This window comes from Pseudomonas sp. DE0010 (assembly GCF_007680745.1).
Classification (GTDB): Bacteria; Pseudomonadota; Gammaproteobacteria; order Pseudomonadales; family Pseudomonadaceae; genus Aquipseudomonas; species Aquipseudomonas parafulva_B.
On record NZ_VEJQ01000062.1, the window covers coordinates 1 to 442 of the forward strand.

Sequence of the window (442 nt, forward strand, 5' to 3'; positions counted from 1 at the left end):
GGGTTCATCCAGGCCTCCACGAAAAGAGGCCAGGGTGACTCAGGCAAATGACAGCGCTATGTCGCCCGACTCAGGCCAGCGGCAATTCTTCCAGGATCATCACCTGGGGCGCCTCGGTGAGCAGGCCGTCGAGATCGCTCAGCAGCTGCTTGAAGTGCGCGGTCTCCTCGTGCTCGGCCAGGGCCTCGCGGCTGGCCCAGCGCTCGATGAAGACATAGCGACCCTCGTGGCTCGGATCGCGGTGCGGAGTATAGAAATGGCAGGCGGCCTCGGCGCGGGAAGGGGCGACGATGGCGCGTAGGGCGTTCTCGACGGCTGCGGCCTGGCCGGGCTTGGCCTGCAGGATGGCGACGACGCGAATTTCACTGGTCATGCAAAGAACTCCGAAAAGGGTGCCTCAGCATGCCGCCTGGACACCCCGAATACCACCGGGGTCGAGAAT

1 protein-coding gene is annotated in these 442 nt (G+C 64.7%); it reads right to left on the reverse strand.

Features of this window, described 5'->3' with window-relative positions:
* Nucleotides 1–70 precede the first annotated feature (70 nt).
* Nucleotides 71–373, reverse strand: a complete 303-nt coding sequence (locus tag FS767_RS21615) for a putative quinol monooxygenase (RefSeq protein WP_027602631.1) — start codon at nucleotides 371–373, stop codon at nucleotides 71–73.
* Nucleotides 374–442 lie beyond the last annotated feature (69 nt).

What these genes read in the sequence shown, in the direction of transcription:
- FS767_RS21615 (WP_027602631.1), bottom strand. Translation starts at nt 373, where the DNA reads ATGACCAGTGAAATTCGCGTCGTCGCCATCCTGCAGGCCAAGCCCGGC.